Source organism: Saccharopolyspora hordei (genome assembly GCF_013410345.1).
Taxonomy (GTDB): domain Bacteria; phylum Actinomycetota; class Actinomycetes; order Mycobacteriales; family Pseudonocardiaceae; genus Saccharopolyspora; species Saccharopolyspora hordei.
On the sequence record NZ_JACCFJ010000001.1, the window covers coordinates 4,143,984 to 4,164,901 of the forward strand.

A 20,918-nucleotide genomic window follows, 5' to 3' on the forward strand; every position below is an offset into this window, starting at 1 on the left:
GGCCTCCTCATCCTGGCTGTTCCAGGCCCATCGCGCGGACCGCGTCCACCGGGTTCCCCGGCGACAGCAGCGCGATGGCCGGGGTGGTGACGCCGTTGTCGACGTACTGCTGGACGCGTTCCCGGCAATGCTCGGCCGGTCCGTGCACCACGAGGTCGTCGACCACGCGGTCCGGGATCGCCGCCAGCGCCGCCTTGCGGTCACCGGCGTCCCACGCCTGCCACATCGGCGTGAGCTCCTCGCGGCCGAGCCACTCGTGGAACGCCCGGTACACCGGCACGTTCAGGTAGGCCGCGATCTGCCGCCGGGCGATGGCGCGCGCGGTGTCGGCGTCGGTGTCGGGCATGACGAAGATCCGCGCCACGACCTCCTTGCCCGCACCGCCCTGGTGCACGTGCGGCACCACGGTGCGCACGTCCTCCGGGGACAGCCAGTTGATGATCGCGCCGTCGCCCTCCCGGCCTGCCAACCGCAGCATCCCCGGCCGCAGGGCCGCGACCAGCAGCGGTGGCGCCGGGTCGGGGACCACCGCCGCCTTGAAGCCCCGGACCTGGAAGGTGTCGTAGGTCTCGGTGACCTTCTCGCCGGTCAGCGCCTTGCGCAGGAACCGGAGCGTGTCGCGCACCCGCTTGTAGGGCTCGTCGAACGGGATGCCGTTCCAGCGCTCCACGATCACGTTGGAGGAGGTGCCGATGCCGAGCGCGAACCGGCCCGGGGCCGCCGCGGCCAACGTCGCCGCGCTCATGGCCAGCGTCGCCGGCCCGCGGGTGTAGACCGGCACGATGGCGGTGCCCAGCCGCAGTTGCGGGGCCCACGCGCTGGCCAGCGCCAGCGGCGTGAAGGCGTCGGCGGCGCCGGCCTCCGACGACCACACGTCCGTGAAGCCCAGGTCCGGCAGTTCGGCGACCAGCTCGCGCTGCTCGGCCATCGGCACGTCCTGGAACGGCACCGTGATGCCCCACCGTCGTTGCACTGGCTGTCCTCCTGGTCACGCGCGCGCGTAGCGCGCCTTGAGCTTTCCCTTGACGAGCTTGCCGGTCGGGGTGCGCGGCAGCTCGTCGGCGAAGTCCACGCTGCGCGGGACCTTGTAGTGCGCGACGCGCTGCCGGGCGTAGTCGAGGATCTCCCGCTCCAGCTCGGGACCGGGCTGCACACCGGGGGCCGGTTGCACGACGGCCTTGACCGACTCCCCCATCTCCTCGTCGGGCACCCCGAACACCGCGACGTCGAGGATCGCCGGGTGCAGCACCAGCACGTCCTCGACCTCCTGCGGGTAGATGTTCACCCCGCCGGAGATGATCATGAAGGCCTTGCGGTCGGTGAGGAACAGGAAGCCGTCCTCGTCCAGGTAGCCCAGGTCGCCGACGGTGGCCCAGTTCTCGTGCTCGGGGTGCATGGCCGACCGGGTCTTCTCCGGGTCACCCAGGTACTCGAAGCCGATCTCGTCCCGTCCGAAGTAGACGGTGCCGACCTCGCCGCGAGGCAGCTCCCGGCCGTCCTCGTCGCAGACGTGCACCTCGCCCAGCACCGAGCGCCCGACCGAGCCCGGTTTCTCCAGCCACTGCGCGGAATCGATCATCGTCATGCCGATCCCCTCGGTGGCCGCGTAGTACTCCTGCAGGATCGGCCCCCACCACTCGATCATCGCGCGCTTGACCTCCACCGGGCACGGCGCGGCAGCGTGCACCGCCACCCGGTGGCTGGAGAGGTCGTAGCGCTGCCGGACCTCCTCGTCCAGCTTGAGCATCCGGACGAACATGGTCGGGACCCACTGGCTGTGCGTGATGCGGTGGCGCTCGATCGCGCGCAGCGCGCCCTCCGGGTCGAACTTCTCCATCATGACCACGGTGCCGCCGATCGCCTGCACCGACGCGCAGTACCGCAGCGGTGCGGCGTGGTACACCGGCGCCGGGGAGAGGTAGACGGTGTCCTCGTCGAAGCCGAACACGCCGCGCAGCAGCTCGACGAGCAGGTTGCCGGGCTCGTGCACCTCGCGGTCGGGCAGCGCGGGCTTGATCCCCTTGGGGCGCCCCGTGGTCCCGGAGGAGTAGAGCAGGTCCGCGCCGCACGGCTGGGAGGCCGGCACCTCCACCGACGCGGTGGCCAGTGCCTGCTCGTAGTCGTCGTAGCCCGCCACGGAACCGCCGTGGGCCAGCCGCAGCCCGACACCGGGGACCTCGCCGGTGACCGCTTCGGCGAGCTCGCCCAGCCGGGCGGACACCACCAGCGCGCTGGCTCCCGAGTCGTTGACGATGTAGGCGACCTCAGCGGGTTGCAGGTGGCTGTTGACCGCGCACAGGTACATGCCGGAGCGCAGGGCGGCCCAGTACACCTCGAAGGCTTCCGGGGTGTTGTCGCTGAGCAGCGCGACCACGTCGCCCCGGCCGAGCCCGGCGGCGCGCAGCAGGTTCGCCAGCCGCAGGGACCGTTCGTCCAGTTCGCGGTAGGTCAGGGAGCGGCCGGAACCGGCCATGACCAGAGCAGGTTTGTCGGGGTGGGTCGCGGCGTGGACTCCTGGGTACATGCGGCTCCTCCTTGAACCATCGGCACCCGCTGCTCACCTCACGAGGCGCTCCAGACCCCCGAACAGCCGCGCGGCCTGCTCGGCGTTGGGCACCACGAAGACACCTCGGGCCTCCACCAGCACCGTGTCCGGGTCCTCCTCGGTGCTGATCGTGGCGAACGCCTCGGTCCACCGGCCGTCGACGCGCTCCACCTGGCCGACGATGCGCAGCGGTGTCAGCAGCGGCACCGGCCGTCGGTACCGCAGGTCGAGCTTCACCGTCATGCCGGCCTTGCCGCGCGTCGCGTGGACGTGGCCGAGGATCTGGTCGAGCAGCAGCGCGCTGATGCCGCCGTGCCCGTAGCTGGGCGGCCCCTCGTAGGCCAGGCCGAGCGTGCAGCGGCCGATCGCCGTGCCGTCGACGACCTCGACCCGCATCGGCGGGGCGATCGGGTTGCCCGGGCCGACGGCCGGGCTGTAGGTCCGGCTGCCGCGCCCGCCGCCGTCGACGGTGGCCGGTTCCCCGCGCGTCCGGCGGGCCGCGGCCAGCGGCGGGACCAGGGCGCGGACCTGCTCGGCGACCTCGGTCAGCGTCGCGGTGTCGACCTCGGTCGTCACCGCGGCGTCGGTCAGTTCGCGCAGCGCGGCACCGAGCTCCCGCGCGGCCCGGCGGCGCTCCGCCAGGTCGTCCTCCGCGGCCATCCGGTCACTCACCCCGCCAGACCGGCTTGCGCTTCTCGGCGAACGCCTTCGCGCCCTCCTGGGCGTCGGCGGAGGTGAACACCGGCGCGGCGATCTCGGCCTGCTGGGCGAACGCTTCGGCGTCGGTCCACCGCACGGCGCCGGAGACGATCTGCTTGGTGGCCCGGACCGCCAGTGGGCCGTTGGCGGCGACCCGCGCGGCCAGCTCCCGCGCGCCGGCCAGCGCCTCGCCCGGCTCGGTGAGCTCGTTGACCAGCCCGTGCGCGTGGGCGACCTCGGCGGTGAGCGGATCGCCGGTCAGCGCCACCTGCATCGCCAGCTGGTAGGGCAACGTCTTGGGCAGCCGCAGCAGGCCGCCGGCCGCGGCGACCAGCCCGCGCTTGACCTCCGGCAGCCCGAACTTGGCCTCCCGCGAGGCCACGATGAGGTCGCAGCTGAGCGCGAGCTCGCAGCCGCCGGCCAGCGCCCACCCCTCGACGGCGGCGAGCAGCGGTTTCGACGGTGGCCGCTCGGTGACGCCACCGAAGCCGCGCCCCGGGATGGAGGGGCGTTCGCCGCGGGTGAAGGCCTTGAGGTCCATGCCCGCGCAGAAGGTGCCTCCCGCTCCGGTGAGGATGCCGATGACGGCGTCGGAGCGACCTTCGAGCTCGTCGATGGCGGCAGCCAGTCCCTCTGCGACCGTGCGGTCCACCGCGTTGCGGGCCTCGGGCCGGTTGATCGTGATGACGGCGACGCCGTCGGCGACCTCGGTCAGGACGCTGTCAGCCACGCTGCTTCTCCTCCGGTCTCGCGCCAGGGCGGCCCCAGTATCGCCCGCTCCCGGGTCCAGGTCCAGACCGACCGGACGGTATGAACCAGACGGAAGATCGCACGCACCCATAGCCGAGACCAATGGGGCCTGGACTCCCCGGGGCTCGCGCCGAGGTGTACCGCCCGCGGGCCCGCCTCCGTATCCTTCCCGAGTGGACCTGCGGATGGTGGAGTACTTCCTGGCGGTGATCGACCACGGCAGCGTCACCAAGGCCGCGCAGGCCCTCTACATCGCCCAGCCGTCGCTGTCGCAGGCGATCCGGAGCCTGGAGCGGCAGCTCGGGGTGCAGCTGTTCCACCGCACCGGTCGCCAGCTCGTGCTCACCCCCGACGGCGAGGCGTTCGTGGGGCCCGCGCGGCGGATCCTCCGCGACGTCGAACGCGCCCGCAGCGCCGCGCAGGACGTGCGCGAGCTGGGCAGCGGACAGCTGGACATCGCGGCGCTGCCGACGCTGGCCGCGCACCCGCTGCCCGAGCTGGCGGGCGAGTTCCACCGGCGCCACCCCGGCGTGGTGCTCAACATCATCGACCCCGGCGGGTCGACGCGGGTGGTCGACGAGGTGCGGCGCGGGCGCGCCGAGCTCGGGCTGACCAAGCTCCTGCCGCGCAGCACCGGTCCCCGCGGGTCGTCGCTGCTCACCCGTGAGCTGGACACCCAGGAGATCGTGCTGGTCCTCCCGCCGGAGCTGGCCGAGCAGCTGCCCGACCCGGTGCCGCTGTCCGCGGTCGCGGGCGTCCCGCTGGTCCTGGAGTTCACCGACAGCCGCACCCTGGTCGACGACGTGCTCGACACCTCGACGCTGACCGTCGCGGTGGAGTCGGCCAACCGGCAGGCGATCTGGGACCTGGTGGCGCACGGCGCGGGTGCCACGTTCCTGCCCCGCGACCTGGCCGAACGCGAGCTGCCCGGCACGGTCCTGCGGTCCACCACCCCGGAACTGCGGCACAGCGTCGGCTTCGTGCACCGGCCGGGGCCGCTGTCGCCCGCGGCCGAGGCGTTCCTCGACGTCGCCGGGGTCAGCGCGGCGTCCGGGCCATCCGCAGCAGCGCCCGCCCCGCCGGGGACAGCACCGCCGGGTCGTAGAGCACCCCGTACGGGAGGGTGATCGGCGGGTCGACGGCGCGCACGATCGCCCCGCGCGCGGCGGCCTGCTCGGCCATCGGCCGGGACAGCACCGTGCCGCCCACCCCGGCCAGCACCAGCGGCAGCATCGACTCGCGGTGCTGCACGACCGCCGACGGCCGGGTCCGCTTGCGGGCCGCGCTGAGCGCCCGCTCGATGGCCGTGCGCCCGGTGCTCTTGGGCACGATCACCAGCGGCAGGTCCGGCAGCTCGGCCAGCGGCAGCGGGTCCTTCTCCGGGACGTCCGTGCCCGGCGGGAACACCAGCCAGAACTCGTGGCTGCCCAGCTCCTCCACCTCCAGGTCCGGGGCGGGTGCCGGGAGGATGGTGAACACGATCTCGCAGTGCCCCTCGCGGATCAGCGCGGCACCGCCCTCCTCGTCGCGCAGCTCGGCCAACCGCAGCGAGACGTTCGGGTAGCGCTGCCGGAACCGGCCGACCAGCTGCGCCACCGGGTGCACCGCCAGCGCGGCGGCCACGTGGATGTCCAGCCGGCCGCGCGGCAGCCCGGCCGCGTCGACCAGGGCTCCCTCGGCCGCCACGACGTCGCGCAGGATCTGCCGGGCCGGGCCGACGAAGGCCCGCCCGGCCGAGGTCAGCACCATGCCGCGCCCGATGCGGTGGAACAGCTCGACGCCGAGCTCCCGCTCCAGACCGCGGATGGCTTGCGAGACGGTGGGCTGCGCCAGTCGCAGCGCGCTCGCCGCGGCGTTGATGCCCTTGTGATCGACGACCGCCAGGAAGTACTCGACCTGGTGCAGCTCCACCCCGGCAGCGTAACCCGCGTCAGAGGCCGAGGTCCTTCGCGATGATCGTCTTCATCACTTCGGTGGTGCCGCCGAAGATGCGGGTGACCCGCGCGTCGGCGTACATCCGGGCGATCGGGTACTCCAGCACGTAGCCGTAGCCCCCGTGCAGCTGCAGGCAGCGATCGACCACTCTGGACTGCAGCTCGGTGCAGTAGACCTTGACCTTGGCGGCGTCGGCGGCGGTCAGCTCCCCCGCCTCGTGCTCGTCCAGCGCGCGGTCCAACACCGCCCGCCCGGCCTCGATCTCCACGGCGCACCCGGCCAGCTCGAACTTGCTGTTCTGGAAGCTGCCCACCGGCTTGCCGAAGACCGTGCGCTCCCGCACGTAGTCCAGCGTCGTGCGCAGCGCCGCTTCCGCCGCGGCCTGGCCGGACACCGCGATGCCCAGCCGCTCCTGCGGCAGGTTCGCCCCCAGGTACTCGAAGGCGCGCCCCTCCTCGCCGAGCAGGTTCGCGGCCGGGACGCGGACGTCGTCGAAGAACAGCTCCGCGGTGTCCTGCGCCTTGAGCCCGAGCTTCTCCAGGTTGCGGCCCCGGCTGAACCCGGGCATGCCGCGCTCCACGACCAGCAGCGACAACCCGTCCCGGCGGTCCTCGCCCTTCCCGGTGCGGGCCACCACGATGACCAGGTCCGCGTTGTGGCCCCCGGTGATGAACGTCTTGGCGCCGTTGAGCATGTAGTGGTCGCCCTCGCGGGTGGCGGTGGTCGCCATCCCCGCCAGGTCCGACCCGGTGCCGGGCTCGGTCATGGCGATGGCGCTCATCAGCTCCCCGCTGGCCAGCCCCGGCAGCCAGCGCCGCCGCTGCTCCTCGTCGCAGAGCGAGACGAAGTAGGGCACGACCACGTCGGTGTGCACCTTGAGGCCGCCCAGCGACACCCCGGCGCGGGCGGTCTCCTCGGTGATGACGGCGTTGAACTTGAAGCTGGTCGTCCCGCCCCCGCCGTACTCCTCGGGCACCTGCAGCCCGAGCATGCCGACCTCACCGGCCTTGTGGAACAGCTCGCGGGGCACCAGCCCGGCCTTCTCCCAGTCGGCGAAGTGCGGCACGACCTCCTTGGCCAGGAACTCCCGGACCACCTCGCGGAACGCCTCGTGTTCCGCCCCGTACGCGGTGCTGCGCATCCGCCTCTCCTCTCCGATGCCTCGTGCCCGGTGGCGGTCCGTCAGAGCAGTTCGAGGATGGTGGCGTTGGCCATGCCGCCGCCCTCGCACATCGTCTGCAGCCCGTAGCGGATCCCGTTGGCGCGCATGTGGTGCACCAGGCGGGTCATCAGGACCGCGCCGGACCCGCCCAGCGGGTGGCCGACCGCGATCGCCCCGCCCAGCGGGTTGAGCCGCGCCGGGTCCGCCCCGGTCTCGGCCAACCAGGCCAGCGGCACCGGCGCGAAGGCCTCGTTGACCTCGAACGCGCCGATGTCGTCGATGGTGAGCCCGGCCTTGCGCAGCGCCTTGTGCGTGGCCGGCCACGGCGCGGACAACATCATCACCGGGTCGTCCCCGGCCAGCACCGCCGTGTGCACCCGCGCGATCGGCCGCAGCCCGCGTTCGCGGGCGACGTCACTGGTGGTGATGAGCAGCGCGCCGCTGCCGTCGGAGATCTGGGAGGCGTTGCCCGCGGTGATCACGCCGTTCTCGCGGAACACCGTCTTGAGCTTGCCCAGCGACTCCAGGGTGCCGCCACGCCGCACGCCCTCGTCGGCGCGCAGCTCCGGCATGTCGACCAGCTGGTCGTCCAGCGCACCGGAGTCGATGGCCGCGGCGGCCCGCGCGTGCGAGGCCAGCGAGTACTCGTCGAGCTGCTGGCGGGAGAAGCCCCACTTCTCGGCCACCATCTCCGCCCCGATGCCCTGGTTGAAGCCGGGGACCCCGTAGCGGTCCAGCACCGAGTCGGGCCACACCTTCTCCGCGTCCCCGCGGGCGGAGCCCATCGGCACCCGGCTCATCGACTCCACCCCGCCGGCCACCGCGATGTCGTAGTGGCCCGCGATGACGCCCGCGGCGGCCGCGTGCACCGCCTGCTGGCTGGAGCCGCACTGCCGGTCCACCGAGGTGGCGGGCACCGATTCCGGCCACCCGGCCGCCAGCACGGAGGTGCGCGCGATGTTGCCCGCCTGCTCCCCCGCCTGGCTCACGCACCCCCACACCACGTCGTCGACGTCGGCCGGTTCGACCCCGACGCGCTCCACCAGGGCGTTGAGCACCCGCGCGGACAGGTCCGCCGGGTGGATCCCGGACAGCGCACCGCCCCGCTTGCCGACCGGGGTGCGCACGGCGTCGACGATGACTGCGTCCCTCATGTGCTTCTCCTGTCTGGGATCGGCGGGCCTGGTTCGAATGAACCACTCGACACCGGTCGCGGACAAAGATCGGGTCCGGAACGTTCGGATAGGCCCCGCCTATGCACCCGCTGCGGCCGGTTCACCGCCGGGTCGGGGCGGTGCGACGCGGAGTGGGAGCGGCGGACGCCCGTGCTGCTCCGCGTGACCGCCGGGTCGGTCGACGCGGAGCGCCGACCAGCTGCTTCCGCAGCGTCGAACACGTCCGTCCACATCGGACACCCGCGACCGCACGGAAGCAGTCCGATGCAGACCGGCCATCACCGCTCGGCCGCGTCGCCGAGGACCTTGTGGGCGTCGCGGTCCGGGTGGACCAGCAGGGCCATCACGATCCCGCCGACGACCACGGTCAACCCGAACAGCTGGAACGCCTGCGCGTACCCGGCGCCGGGCGTCGGCGCCACGTCCACCAGAGCACCGGTCAGCGCCGGCGCGAACAGCCCGGACAGCGTCTGCAGGGCGAGGAAGAGCCCGAGCGCACCGGGCTGCTGACGGGTGGGGCTGATCTGCGACACCACCGCGTTCATCACCGGCAGCGACACCACCATGAACCCGTAGGCCACCACCACGACGGCGACCGACGCCCACGCCCCGCCCACGTAGGGCAGGACCGCCAGCAGACCACCGCCGACCAGCAGTGAGATCGCGGGCAGCAGGCCGCGCTGCACCCGGGCGCTGGAGCCGCGCGAGATCATCCGGTCGGTCAGCCACCCCGCCCCGACCATGGCGATCATGCCGGTGATGCTGGGCAACCCGAACATGGCGCCCGCCTGCACCCGGCTGAACCCGAGCCCGACCTCGAAGTAGGACGGCAGCCACGTCAGGACCACCGACACCATCCCGTAGACCATGAAGGTGCCGAACGCGCCGCCGAGGAAGCTGCGGCTGAGCGCGATCGAGCGGAACGGCACGCGGACCCCACCGCCGCCGGAGCGCTGCGCGGCGGCACCCCGCGGTGTCGCGTACGGCCCTTCCCGACCGATCAGCAGCCAGGCCAGGCACCAGACCACGCCGACCAGCGCCAGCGTCACGAACGCCGCTCGCCAGCCCCAGGTCACCACGATGAGCGTCAGCACCGGCGCCACCGCGATCTTGGCGATCGAGGCGCCGGAGGACAGCCACGCCGACGGCAGGCTGCGCTTCTCCTTCGGGAACCACTCGAAGGCCCCGGCGTTGGCCATCGCGGTCGCCGGTCCTTCGGCCGCCCCGAGGGCGATGCGGCTGATGAGCAGCGCGGCTCCGGTCGCCGACAGCAGCACCGGGACCTGCGTCACCGACCACAGCACGGCGAGCCCGAGCAGCACCCACTTGGTCTTGACCCGGTTGGCCAGGAAACCGACCGCCACGCCGCTGATGCTGTAGAGGAAGAAGAACGCGCTGCCGATGAAGCCGATCTCGGCGCTGCTGAGCCCGAGCTCGGCCTTGATCGGCTGGGCGACGATGCCCAGCACCGCCTTGTCCGCCCAGTTCACGATCATGAACAAGACCAGCAGCCCGGTGATGGTCCAGGCCATCACCGGCCGGAACACCGGCTCCTGCGTCGCGGGGGCGGACACCGTGCGGTCCAGGTCACCAGCGGTCATGCGGACCGTCCCTTCGTCGCCGATGGCCGGTGCGGCGCTGCTGCCCGCCGGCTTCGGGCAATTGAACGAGACCGTCACCACACGGTCAAAGACCCCGAACTGAACACACGAATAGGCGCCCACTATGGACCCCCACCGCGAGCCCCGGGCACACGAACGCGTGAAGGGCACCTCCCGCCAACCGGGTCGGCGGGAGGTGCCCTTCACCTGCTCATGCGATGGGGCGGTCGGTGGGGGCGATGGGGGCGGGCAGGACGGCCCGGTTCGCCAGGTAGGCGTCCACCCCGGCCGCTGCCGAGCGGCCTTCGGCGATCGCCCAGACGATCAGGGACTGCCCGCGGCCCATGTCACCCGCGACGAAGACCCCGTCGACCGAGGTCATGAAGTTCTCGTCGCGGGCGACGTTGCCGCGCGCGTCGAGCTCCACGCCCAGGTCGGTGAGGAGGCCTTCGCGTTCCGGGCCGACGAAGCCCATGGCCAGCAGCACCAGCTGGGCCGGGATCTCCCGCTCGGTGCCCGGGACCGGCTCGAAGCCCGAGTCCGTGCGGGTGACCTCGACCAGGCGCAGGGCCCGGACGTGGCCGTTGTCGTCACCGAGCATCTCCTGCGTGCTCACCGAGTACAGGCGCTCACCGCCCTCCTCGTGCGCCGAGGAGACCCGGTAGACCATCGGGTACGTCGGCCACGGCTGGGACTCCGGCCGCGAGGTGGGCGGCATCGGCATGATCTCCAGCTGCGTCACCGACGCCGCGCCCTGCCGGTGCGCGGTGCCCACGCAGTCCGCACCGGTGTCACCACCGCCGATGACCACCACGTGCTTGCCCTCGGCGTGGATCGGCGACCGGTCGAGGTCGCCCTCCTGCACCTTGTTCGCCAGCGGCAGGTACTCCATCGCCTGGTGCACACCGGCCAGCTCGCGCCCCGGCACCGGCAGGTCGCGGGCCTTCGTCGAGCCGCCCGCGAGGACCACCGCGTCGTAGTCCGCGCGCAGCTGCTCCGCCGTGACGTCCACGCCGACGTTCACGCCGGTGCGGAACTCCGTGCCCTCGGCCCGCATCTGCCCGAGCCGGCGGTCCAGCCGCCACTTCTCCATCTTGAACTCGGGGATGCCGTAGCGCAGCAGTCCGCCGACGCGGTCGGCCCGCTCGTAGACCACCACGCTGTGGCCCACGCGGGTCAGCTGCTGAGCAGCCGCGAGCCCGGACGGCCCCGACCCGATCACCGCGACCTTCTTGCCGGTGCGGGTGCGCGGCATCTGCGGCTCCACCAACCCGGTGTCCCACGCCTTGTCGATGATGCTGATCTCGACCTGCTTGATGCTCACCGGGTCGGAGTTGATGCCGACCACGCACGCCGCCTCGCACGGAGCGGGGCACAACGTCCCGGTGAACTCCGGGAAGTTGTTGGTGGCGTGCAGTCGCTCGACCGCCTCCCGCCAGTCGTCCCGCCAGACCAGGTCGTTCCACTCCGGGATCAGGTTGCCGAGCGGACAGCCCTGGTGGCAGAACGGGATGCCGCAGTCCATGCAGCGACCGGCCTGCTTCTGCAGCTTCGACTGCTCGAACTCCAGGTAGACCTCGCGCCAGTCCTTGATGCGCACGTCCACCGGGCGACGCTGCGGCGTCTCCCGCGGCGTCGTCATGAACCCCCTGGGATCAGCCATGAGCAGCCTCCATGATCGCCTCGTTGACGTCGCGACCGTCGCGTTCCGCTGCGCTGCGCGCCGCGAGCACCCGCTTGAAGTCGCGCGGCATGACCTTGCCGAAGCGCTCCACCGAGGTGTCCCAGTCGGCCAGCAGCTCGCGGGCCACCGCCGACTCGGTCTGCTCGTAGTGGCGGCGGATCCGGTCGTGCAGGAACTCGCGGTCCTCGTCGTCCAGCGGGTCGAGGTCCACCATCTCGTGGTTGACCCGCTTCGGGTCGAGGTCCAGCAGGTAGGCGGTGCCGCCGGACATGCCGGCCGCGAAGTTGCGCCCGGTGCGGCCGAGGATGACCACGCGGCCCCCGGTCATGTACTCGCAGCCGTGGTCGCCGACGCCCTCCACGACCGCGACCGCACCGGAGTTGCGCACCGCGAACCGCTCGCCGACCACACCGCGCACGTACATCTCACCGCTGGTCGCGCCGTAGAGCAGCACGTTGCCCGCGATGATGTTCTGCTCGGCGGCGAACGGCGCCTCCGGGGCCGGGCGCACGACGATCCGCCCACCGGACAGGCCCTTGCCGACGTAGTCGTTGGCGTCACCCAGCAACCGCAGGGTGATGCCGCGCGGCACGAACGCGCCGAAGGACTGCCCGGCCGAGCCGGTGAACGTCACGTCGATGGTGTCGTCCGGCAGTCCCTCGCCGCCCCACTGCCGGGTCAGCTCGGAGCCGAGCATGGTGCCGACGGTGCGGTTGACGTTGCGCACCGGCATGTCCAGCCGGACCGGCCGGCCTTCCTTGAGCGCGCCCTCGCACAGCTGGATGAGCGTGTTGTCCAGCGCCTTGTCCAGCCCGTGGTCCTGCTCGACGACCTGGCGCCGCGCAGCGCCCTCGGGCAGTTCCGGCACGTGCGTGATGGGCGAGAGGTCCAGGCCCTGGGTCTTCCAGTGCCGCACCGCCTCAGAGGTGTCCAGCAGGTCGGCGTGGCCGATGGCCTCGTCGAGGCTGCGGAAACCCAGCTGTGCCAGGTACTCCCGGACCTCCTGCGCGATGAACTCGAAGAAGTTCACCAGGTACTCGGCCTTGCCGCTGAACTTCTCGCGCAGCGCCGGGTTCTGCGTGGCCACGCCCACCGGGCAGGTGTCGAGGTGGCAGACCCGCATCATGATGCAGCCGGAGACCACCAGCGGCGCGGTGGCGAAACCGTACTCCTCGGCGCCCAGCAGGGCCGCGATCATCACGTCGCGCCCGGTCTTGAGCTGCCCGTCGGTCTGCACGACGATCCGGTCGCGCAGGTCGTTGGCCAGCAGCGTCTGCTGCGTCTCGGCCAGCCCGAGCTCCCAGGGACCACCGGCGTGCTTGATCGACGACAGCGGCGAGGCACCGGTCCCGCCGTCGTGGCCGGAGATGAGCACCACGTCCGCGTGCGCCTTGGACACACCGGCCGCGACCGTGCCGACGCCCACTTCGGACACCAGCTTGACGTGGATCCGCGCCCGGGGGTTGGCGTTCTTGAGGTCGTGGATCAGCTGCGCCAGGTCCTCGATCGAGTAGATGTCGTGGTGCGGCGGCGGCGAGATCAGCCCCACGCCCGGCGTGGAGTGCCGGGTCTTGGCCACCCACGGGTACACCTTGTGGCCGGGCAGCTGGCCACCTTCACCGGGCTTGGCGCCCTGCGCCATCTTGATCTGGATGTCGTCGGAGTTGACCAGGTACTCGCTGGTCACGCCGAACCGGCCGGAGGCGACCTGCTTGATCGCCGAGCGCCGCGAATCGCCGTTGGCGTCCGGGGTGAACCGCTCGGAGTCCTCGCCGCCCTCACCGGTGTTGGACTTGCCGCCCAACCGGTTCATCGCGATCGCCAGCACCTCGTGCATCTCCTGCGAGATCGAGCCGTAGGAGATGGCGCCGGTGGCGAACCGCTTGACGATCGACGACACCGGTTCGACCTCCTCGATCGGAACCGGCTTGCGCACGCCCTCGCGGAACTTGAACAACCCGCGCAGGGTCATCAGTTCCCGGGACTGGTCGTCGACTGCCTTGGTGTACTCCTTGAACACCTCGTAGCGACCGCTGCGGGTGGAGTGCTGGAGCTTGAACACCGTCTGCGGGTTGAACAGGTGCGGCTCGCCCTCGCGCCGCCACTGGTACTCGCCGCCGACCTGCAGCGTGCGGTGCGGCGCCTGCACCCCGTCGGACGGGTAGGCGCGGCGGTGCCGCTGCGCGACCTCCTCGGCCAGCACGTCGAACCCGACGCCGCCCAGGCGCGAGGTGGTGCCGGTGAAGCACTGCTCGATGACCTCCTCACCGAGCCCGATCGCCTCGAAGATCTGCGCCCCGGTGTAGGAGGCCACAGTGGACACACCCATCTTGGACATCGTCTTGCGGACGCCCTTGCCCAGCGCCTTGATGAGGTTGTCGGTGGCCTTCTCGGCGTCCACGTCGCGGATCGCGCCGGAGCGCACCAGGTCCTCGACGGTGGCCATCGCCACGTAGGGGTTGACCGCGGCGGCGCCGTAACCGATGAGGAGGGCGACGTGGTGCACCTCGCGGACGTCACCGGCCTCGACGATGAGCCCGACCTGGGTGCGCTTCTTCTCCCGCACCAGGTGGTGGTGCACCGCACCGGTCGCCAGCAGCGACGGGATCGGCGCGTGCTGGGCGTCCGCGGCGCGGTCGGAGAGCACCAGCACGTGCGCCCCGTCGGCGACCGCGGCCGAGACCTCCTCGCAGATCTCCTCCAGCCGGTGGCGCAGCGCTTCGCCGCCACCCGCGACGCGGTAGGTCATCGACACCACCGCGGGCTTGAGACCCGGCCGGTCACCGTCGTCGTTGAGGTGCACGATCTTGGCGAGCTGGTCGTTGTCCAGCACCGGGAACGGCAGCGCGAGGTTGCGGCACGCCGCCGGGTCGTGGTCCAGGAGGTTGTGCTCCGGCCCCACGTGGGTGCCCAGCGAGGTGACCAGCTCTTCCCGGATCGCGTCCAGCGGCGGGTTGGTGACCTGCGCGAACAGCTGCGTGAAGTAGTCGAACAGCTGCCGCGGGCGCTCGGAGAACGCGGCGAAGGGCACGTCGTTGCCCATCGAGCCGATGGGTTCGGCACCGGTGGTGGCCATCGGCTTGAGCAGCACGCCCAGCTCTTCCTGCGTGTAGCCGAAGACCTGCTGCCGCTGCACCAGCGAGTCGTGCGAGGGCAGCTCGCGGTCGCGGTCGGGCAGGTCCTCCAGGCGCACCACGCCCGCGTCCAGCCACTCCTGGTACGGGTGCTCGGCGGCGAGCCGGCCCTTGATCTCGTCGTCGTCGATGATGCGGCCGGCCTCGGTGTCGACCAGGAACATGCGGCCCGGCTGCAGGCGGCCCTTGCGGACGACCTTGTCCGCGTCGACCTCCAGCACGCCGACCTCGCTGGCCAGCACCACCAGCCCGTCCTCGGTCACCCAGTAACGGCCCGGGCGCAGACCGTTGCGGTCGAGCACCGCGCCGATCTGCGTGCCGTCGGTGAAGGCCACCAGCGCCGGGCCGTCCCACGGTTCCATCAGGTAGTTGTGGAACTCGTAGAACGCGCGGCGGGCCGGGTCCATCTCGGCGTGGTTCTCCCACGCCTCCGGGATCATCATCAGCACCGCGTGCGGCAGCGACCGGCCGCCCAGGTGCAGCAGCTCCAGCACCTCGTCGAAGGTCGCCGAGTCGCTGGCGTCCGGGCTGGCGATCGGGAACAGGCGCTTGAGGTCACCGGGGATCAGGTCGGTGGCCAGCATGCTCTCGCGGGCCCGCATCCAGTTGCGGTTGCCCTTGACCGTGTTGATCTCGCCGTTGTGCGCGATGTACCGGTAGGGGTGCGCCAGCGGCCACGACGGGAAGGTGTTCGTGGAGAACCGGCTGTGCACCAGGCCGATCGCGCTGGCGAAGCGCTCGTCGAGCAGGTCCGGGTAGAACTCCCCGAGCTGGGCCTCGGTGAGCATGCCCTTGTACACGATGGTCCGCGCCGACAGGCTGGGGAAGTACACGTCGGCTTCGTGCTCGGCCCGCTTGCGGACGCAGAACGCGCGCCGCTCCAGCTGCAGCGCCGTCTCGTCGGCACCGCCACCGAGGAAGAGCTGGCGGAAGCTCGGCATCGTCTCGCGCGCCGCGGTCCCGGCGCGGTCGGGCGCGACCGGCAGGTCACGCCACCCGAGCAACGTCAGGCCTTCCTCGGCCACGATCCGCTCGATGACCTCCACTGCCCGCGCCGCGTCGTCGGGGTCGGCGGGCAGGAACGCGGTGCCCACCGCGTAACGACCGCGGTCGGGCAGCTCGAAGGGCACTGCGGCGCGGAAGAACTCGTCCGGGACCTGGGTGAGCAGCCCGACCCCGTCGCCGGTCTCCGGGTCCGCGCCCTTGGCACCGCGGTGCTCCAGGTTGCGCAGGGCCACCAGGGCCTTCTCGACCAGCTCGTGGCTCCGCCGACCCTGCAGGTCGGCCACGAAGGCGACACCGCAGGCGTCGTGTTCGTAGGCCGGGTCGTAGAGACCGTCGGCCGCGGCGCTGCGTCGCTCCTCGCTTCTTGCATGGTGGGAAAGGGGCATCGTACCTCCCGTCGTCAGGCCGCGACCCACAGCAGGGCATGACTCACCCGCGGCGGAGCCGCAAGAACCTTTGGGGGCACTGACAAAAGGATGCGCCGTTGCACTCTTGGTCAGTTCGGGGGACTCTACAGAGAGAGCGCCCCGGAAAGCTACCGCTAGGTAACGCGAAATTTCGCGAAAGTTGCGCGACTCCCAAGGACCGGGACACCGTCGTCACCATCCCTGCGAGCTCGGGGGATTGTGCACCACTGCACCGTCCATACGCGACTGTCCGACGCAGCGAGTGGCGATCTTCACGATCCCCGCGCAGCAACGGGTTCCGCCGATCGGCGGCGCGGGAATCGATTCAGCAGCGCGCGTTCCCGGTCGCTCACCAGGCGGGTTTCACCCGAACGTCACAGATCCGCAGCAGCGGGCGACGGGCCTTCTCAGCGCCGTCCGGGCCGGACCTGCTCCGCGAGGAACGCCGACGGCACCTGCGGGACCGCGTGGCTCCGGACGAAGTGGCCGAGCAGCGCGACCAGCAGCAGGCCCAGCAGCAGGTACGGGTTGCCGACGACGTGCTGGACCGCGGACCACGGGGGACCGGCCGGCATCCACTTGAACGCGGCGGCCAGCACGGTCACCCCGGTCAGCGCGAGGACCGCGCACCAACCGCGACTGCGCAACCGCAGCGCGTAACCGGCCATCACCAGCAGTGCGGGGGCGCACCACACCCAGTGGTCCGACCACGAGGTCGGCGACACCAGCAGCGCGAGCAGACCGTTGGCCACCACGGCCAGGGCCGGTTCCACCCGGCGGACCGCGTGGGCCACCACGGCCACGCACGCCAGCGACAGCACCAGCCAGAGCCCGTTCTCCACCCACGGGGCCAGCTCGAGGCGGGCCAGGCCGCCCATGATCGACTGGTTGGTGTGGAAGGGTGAACCGCTCACCCCGTGGGCCGGGCCCTTGCCGAACCAGTAGTCCACCGCGGCCTGGTAGTTCAGCGCGAAGCCCACCAAGGTGCCCAGGACGGCGGTCACCGCCGCGGTCACCGCCGCGCGGAACTCCTTGCGGAACACCAGGTACACCAGGAACGCGGCCGGGGTGAGCTTGATCGCCGCGGCGATGCCGATCAGCAGCCCGCGCGGCCAGCGGGGGTGCAGCGCGAGGCAGTCGACGGCGACCAGCCCCATCAGCGCGATGTTGATCTGACCGAGCCCGAACGAGGCGTAGACCGGTTCCAGGAACAGCGTCGCGGGCAGCAGCGCCATCGCCACCGCGAACGCGCCGCGCCGTCCGACCACCGGCCACAGGTGCCGCGTCACCAGGTACAGCGCGGTGCCGATGGCGGCCAGGTCGACCAGGTAGAGCGCGGCGAGCCCGGCGACGAACGGCAGCAGCGCGAACGGCAGCAGCGGCAGCAGCGCGAACGGCGGGTACACCCACGGCAGGACGCGCCCGATGCTCACCGTCGGGGCGGTGTTCATGATGTCGCCGCCGGCCAGCCAGGTGTGCACCGCCCAGCGGTAGACCTGGTAGTCGATCGCCGAGCCGCTGTCCAACCCCGCCCGCCGCATGACGAGCAGCAGGACGAAGGACACGACCAGCAGCGGCACCGAGGCGACGACGATGTCGCGGGACCGCCGCAGCACGAAGTCGCGCAAGCGGTGCGAGAGCTCTCCGAGGTCGAGCGCAGGATGGCCGGATCCGAACTGCACCGTGGCCACGCTGTTTCCTCTCGCTCGGGCGACCGCCGTCGATCACCGGATCGTGATCGGTCGATCACGCCGCGTACGCCCGGTCGCGGAACCGTCCCTTGAAGAACCGGAAAACTCTAACCCACCGTCGTGGCGTCCCCGTGCACGGCTCGCCGGGACCCTCCGCTCATCGAACGACTCCGTCGAGTGGCCGCAACAGCTTGGCCAGCAGGGCGCCCAGCTGCTCCCGCTCACCGGCCTCCAGCGGCGCCAGCAGCTGCCGCTCGCGCTCCAGCTGCTCCGGGAAGAGCCGGTCGATCAGCTCGCGGCCGCGCTCGGTGAGCCGCACGTCGACCTCGCGGCGGTCGCGCTGGTTCGCGGTGCGGCTGATCAGGCCCTCGGACTCCAGCCGGGCGAGGCGCTTGGTGGTGGCGGCCCCGGAGGACAGCGTCTCCCGGGTGAGCTGGCTGGGGCGCAGTCCGCCGCCTGCCCGCCGCAGCGCGCTGAGCACCTCGAACTCCATCCGCGACAGCCCGCTCTCGGCGAACGCCGCGTCGTCGCGCTGGTTGGTCAGCGCGCCGAGCCGTCGCACCCGGCCGACCACGTCGATCGGGGACACGTCGAGGTCCGGCCGCTGCTCGCGCCATTGCGCGCAGATCCGTCCGACCGCGTCGTCCAAGGTCACTCCTCCACGAGCAGAGCACGAAGACTACTTCACTGGTGAATTCTCTGCCGGACCACGCCGGCCCCGAGCGCCTGCCGGACGGAACGTCCTCCACGGGATGAGCGTGGTCGGCGCCGACGGCGGACCACCGCGCCGTTCGGCGCGCTGACGGCGACCGAGCGCCGGGAACGGCTCCGCGCACGCGGCGCAGGCGTCCCGTCGTGCTGCCGGTCGGATCGCGCTGGGCGCGCGTGCTCGGCTCGCATCGCGCGGGTACGGGGCGGGAGCGTGGTCACGGCAACGATGATCGCCACCCCACCGGCCACCCCCGCACCGGGGGCCCGCTTCGCAGCGACGACGCGCCCGCACGGTACCGCTGGGGCGTCAACCGGCCCGGCCGGGGCGTTCACGGCCGGGGCTCCAGGAGGGAGCGCGGGGAGCTCGTGACCGGGCGACGGGGCGGGAGCTGCGGACGCCGCGCTCGGGGAGGGCGGTGGGGACGCGGTGGTGTGCGGGGGCGTCCCCACCGCCGGGGACTCAGTGGCGTTCGAGGACGAACGCGGGACTCACTTCGGTTCGAGGACGAGGACCGGGATGCGGCGCTCGGTCTTCTGCTGGTACTCGGCGTAGGGCGGGAAGGCCGCGACCGCGCGCTCCCACCACTCCGCGCGTTCGGCGCCGTCGACCTCACGCGCGACGAAGGTCTTCGTCTCGGTGCCGTCCTGCAGGCGGATCTCGGGGTGCGCCTTGATGTTGTGGTACCAGGTCGGGTGCTCGGGCGCTCCGCCCTTGGACGCCACGACCGCGTAGCGACCGCCGTGCTCCACCCGCATCACCGGGGTGTAGCGCAGCTTGCCGGTCTTCGCGCCGCGCAGCGTCATCAGCACGATCGGACGTCCCTGGATCTCGACGCCCTCGGTGGTCCCGGTCTCGAGGATCTTCTTGGTCTGCTCCTGCACCCAGTCCGCGGGACTGAGCTCAACCTTCTCGTCTGGCATGTCCACCGAGAACACGTGCCCGGCCGCCGGCATTCCGGGAGCACCGCACCTCGCCCCGATCGGACGACCCCGATCACGCGGAGACCGGTCGGCGGGTGGAGTCGCGCTCCACGAGCTCGGGGCGGAACAGCAGCGTCCGGCGCGGTCCCGCCGGGTCGGCGATGCGCTCGAGCAGGTGGTCCACCGCGGTGGCGCCCACGTCCTCGGCGGGCAGCCGGAGCGTGGTCAGCGCCGGGTCCAGGTACGCCGCGAACGGGTGGTCGCCGTAGCCCACGACCTGCACGTCGTCCGGGACCGCGAGACCGCGCTCCCGCAGCGCCTTGAGGATGCCGAGCGCGAAGTGGTCGTTGCCCGCGACCACGAGGTCCGGGTGGTTCTGCTCGGTGATGAGGTTCGCCGCCATCTGGTAGGCGTCGTCCGGACGCCACGGCCGGCTCGCGCCCGCCGTGCGCCGCGTCTGCACCTTGAGCACCAGCGACTTCCGCTGGTCGATCCCACCGGCCTCGAGCGCGCGCCGGAACCCGGCGATGCGCGCCTCGGTGGTGCTGATCCGCAGGTCCTCCTCGAACAGCCACGCGCGGTCGATCCCCGCGGCGACGCGCTCGACCGCCTCGGCGACACCGGCCTCGGCGTCGATGCCCACGAAGTCGAAGCCGAACTCCGGCAGGTCCCGGCTGACGAAGACCACCGGGATCTTCGCGGCCGCCAGCCGGGACCAGCTGTCGCCGTCGCGCTGCACCGGGATCGCGATGACCCCGTCGACGCCGTAGGTCAGCAGCTGCTCGACCGCCTCCCCCTCGTTCGCCTCCGACTCCTCGGTGACCAGCAGCAGCACCGAGTAGCCGGACCGGCGGCAGCGCTGCTCCACGGCCGAGATCAGCGCGGCGTAGAACGGGTTGGAGGGGTTGGTGATGACCAGCCCGACCACCATCGTGCGGCCGGACACCAGGGACCGGGCGTGGCTGTTGGGGACGTACCCGAGGCGGGCGGCGACGCTCCGGACGGTGCTGCGGGTCCGTTCGCTCACCTGGTTCTTGCCCGCGAGGGCGCGCGACACCGTGTTGACCGACAGACCCACCTCGTCGGCAACGTCCTGCAGCGTCACGCGACGCGACCGAGCCATGTCCTCCCCAACACCCGAGGTTCCTCGCTGATCAGCTCTTGCCGACCAGGTAGATCCGCACCGTCGCGGCCGGCTCCTGGCCGACGACCCGACAGCTTAGTCGCAGCCACTGGCCGAACCCGGTGACCAGCCAGCTGGTGACGCCGACCGAGTCCACCCGGTGCTCGACGCCGTCGAGGTCGCACCAGTGCAGGCCGTCCGGCGAGATCTGCGTGGTGAAGCGCAGCTCCGTCCCGTCCCCGCCGACCTCCAGGGCGTGCACGAAGAACCGCGCTTCGCCGGCCCACGGCAGTTCGTAGGGCTCCGTGGTGAACGACTCGCGCACCTTCGCCTTGCGTTCCAGGACAGCCGTCGTCGTCGATCGCATCGTGAGCA

The 20,918-nt window shown here is 71.9% G+C and carries 16 protein-coding genes; 1 reads left to right on the top strand and 15 read right to left on the bottom strand.

All coding sequences use genetic code 11. From position 1 onward, the window contains the following. Positions 1-7 precede the first annotated feature (7 nt). Genes HNR68_RS19000 through HNR68_RS19015 form a run of 4 tightly spaced genes read right to left on the bottom strand, consistent with a single transcriptional unit; the run spans position 8 to position 3,974 of the window. Positions 8-973 carry an LLM class F420-dependent oxidoreductase gene (locus tag HNR68_RS19000; RefSeq protein WP_179723007.1) on the bottom strand — a complete coding sequence of 322 codons (966 nt, stop codon included), beginning with the start codon at positions 971-973 and terminating at the stop codon, positions 8-10. Between the two features lie 15 nt (positions 974-988). Then, positions 989-2,524 (bottom strand): acyl-CoA synthetase, encoded by a 1,536-nt coding sequence (locus HNR68_RS19005; protein WP_179723009.1) that lies wholly within the window; start codon positions 2,522-2,524, stop codon positions 989-991. Positions 2,525-2,557: 33 nt separating this feature from the next. Beyond that, entirely contained in the window at positions 2,558-3,205 is a 648-nt protein-coding gene (locus HNR68_RS19010) for a PaaI family thioesterase (protein ID WP_179723011.1), read from the bottom strand. Between the two features lie 4 nt (positions 3,206-3,209). Continuing rightward, the gene (locus tag HNR68_RS19015) at positions 3,210-3,974 is read right to left on the bottom strand and encodes a crotonase/enoyl-CoA hydratase family protein (RefSeq protein ID WP_179723013.1); all 765 of its coding nucleotides are present in this window, start codon (positions 3,972-3,974) and stop codon (positions 3,210-3,212) included. Positions 3,975-4,167: 193 nt separating this feature from the next. Here HNR68_RS19015 and HNR68_RS19020 point away from each other — a divergent pair, with 193 nt between their 5' ends. Then, the gene (locus HNR68_RS19020) at positions 4,168-5,121 is read left to right on the top strand and encodes a LysR family transcriptional regulator (RefSeq protein ID WP_343050250.1); all 954 of its coding nucleotides are present in this window, start codon (positions 4,168-4,170) and stop codon (positions 5,119-5,121) included. Here HNR68_RS19020 and HNR68_RS19025 read toward each other — a convergent pair. The 11 genes from HNR68_RS19025 to HNR68_RS19075 form a co-directional block, all read right to left on the bottom strand. After that, on the bottom strand, positions 5,033-5,905 hold the full coding sequence (locus HNR68_RS19025) for a LysR substrate-binding domain-containing protein (protein WP_179723015.1): 873 nt from the start codon (positions 5,903-5,905) through the stop codon (positions 5,033-5,035). The genes HNR68_RS19020 and HNR68_RS19025 overlap by 89 nt on opposite strands. A 19-nt stretch (positions 5,906-5,924) precedes the next feature. After that, positions 5,925-7,070 (bottom strand): acyl-CoA dehydrogenase family protein, encoded by a 1,146-nt coding sequence (locus HNR68_RS19030; protein ID WP_179723017.1) that lies wholly within the window; start codon positions 7,068-7,070, stop codon positions 5,925-5,927. Positions 7,071-7,111: 41 nt separating this feature from the next. Next, a complete protein-coding gene (locus HNR68_RS19035) occupies positions 7,112-8,245 on the bottom strand; it encodes a thiolase family protein (protein WP_179723019.1) in 1,134 nt (377 codons plus the stop codon). A 299-nt stretch (positions 8,246-8,544) separates the two neighbouring features. Continuing rightward, entirely contained in the window at positions 8,545-9,867 is a 1,323-nt protein-coding gene (locus HNR68_RS19040; protein ID WP_218888351.1) for an MFS transporter, read from the bottom strand. A 211-nt stretch (positions 9,868-10,078) separates the two neighbouring features. Further along, positions 10,079-11,530 carry a glutamate synthase subunit beta gene (locus HNR68_RS19045; RefSeq protein WP_179723021.1) on the bottom strand — a complete coding sequence of 484 codons (1,452 nt, stop codon included), beginning with the start codon at positions 11,528-11,530 and terminating at the stop codon, positions 10,079-10,081. Continuing rightward, entirely contained in the window at positions 11,523-16,076 is a 4,554-nt protein-coding gene (gene gltB, locus HNR68_RS19050) for a glutamate synthase large subunit (protein ID WP_179723023.1), read from the bottom strand. The genes HNR68_RS19045 and gltB overlap by 8 nt, the downstream gene beginning before the upstream one ends. Before the next feature lie 428 nt (positions 16,077-16,504). Beyond that, positions 16,505-17,788, bottom strand: coding sequence for a glycosyltransferase family 87 protein (locus HNR68_RS19055; protein WP_343050252.1), 1,284 nt, complete (start codon positions 17,786-17,788; stop codon positions 16,505-16,507). A gap of 157 nt (positions 17,789-17,945) precedes the next feature. After that, entirely contained in the window at positions 17,946-18,443 is a 498-nt protein-coding gene (locus tag HNR68_RS19060) for a MarR family transcriptional regulator (RefSeq protein WP_179723025.1), read from the bottom strand. A 545-nt stretch (positions 18,444-18,988) separates the two neighbouring features. Continuing rightward, complete coding sequence (locus HNR68_RS19065) at positions 18,989-19,420, bottom strand: nitroreductase family deazaflavin-dependent oxidoreductase (RefSeq protein ID WP_179723027.1); 432 nt, start codon at positions 19,418-19,420, stop codon at positions 18,989-18,991. A 73-nt stretch (positions 19,421-19,493) separates the two neighbouring features. Next, entirely contained in the window at positions 19,494-20,543 is a 1,050-nt protein-coding gene (locus HNR68_RS19070; RefSeq protein WP_179723029.1) for a LacI family DNA-binding transcriptional regulator, read from the bottom strand. A gap of 31 nt (positions 20,544-20,574) precedes the next feature. Then, positions 20,575-20,910, bottom strand: coding sequence for a hypothetical protein (locus tag HNR68_RS19075; RefSeq protein WP_179723031.1), 336 nt, complete (start codon positions 20,908-20,910; stop codon positions 20,575-20,577). Positions 20,911-20,918 lie beyond the last annotated feature (8 nt).

Excerpts from the sequence above, each read along its gene's own strand:
- HNR68_RS19035 (WP_179723019.1), bottom strand. The coding sequence starts at position 8,245 with ATGAGGGACGCAGTCATCGTCGACGCCGTGCGCACCCCGGTCGGCAAG.
- gltB (WP_179723023.1), bottom strand. The coding sequence starts at position 16,076 with ATGCCCCTTTCCCACCATGCAAGAAGCGAGGAGCGACGCAGCGCCGCG.
- HNR68_RS19070 (WP_179723029.1), bottom strand. The coding sequence starts at position 20,543 with ATGGCTCGGTCGCGTCGCGTGACGCTGCAGGACGTTGCCGACGAGGTG.
- HNR68_RS19030 (WP_179723017.1), bottom strand. The coding sequence starts at position 7,070 with ATGCGCAGCACCGCGTACGGGGCGGAACACGAGGCGTTCCGCGAGGTG.
- HNR68_RS19040 (WP_218888351.1), bottom strand. The coding sequence starts at position 9,867 with ATGACCGCTGGTGACCTGGACCGCACGGTGTCCGCCCCCGCGACGCAG.
- HNR68_RS19045 (WP_179723021.1), bottom strand. The coding sequence starts at position 11,530 with ATGGCTGATCCCAGGGGGTTCATGACGACGCCGCGGGAGACGCCGCAG.
- HNR68_RS19065 (WP_179723027.1), bottom strand. The coding sequence starts at position 19,420 with ATGCCAGACGAGAAGGTTGAGCTCAGTCCCGCGGACTGGGTGCAGGAG.
- HNR68_RS19010 (WP_179723011.1), bottom strand. The coding sequence starts at position 3,205 with ATGGCCGCGGAGGACGACCTGGCGGAGCGCCGCCGGGCCGCGCGGGAG.
- HNR68_RS19005 (WP_179723009.1), bottom strand. The coding sequence starts at position 2,524 with ATGTACCCAGGAGTCCACGCCGCGACCCACCCCGACAAACCTGCTCTG.
- HNR68_RS19075 (WP_179723031.1), bottom strand. The coding sequence starts at position 20,910 with ATGCGATCGACGACGACGGCTGTCCTGGAACGCAAGGCGAAGGTGCGC.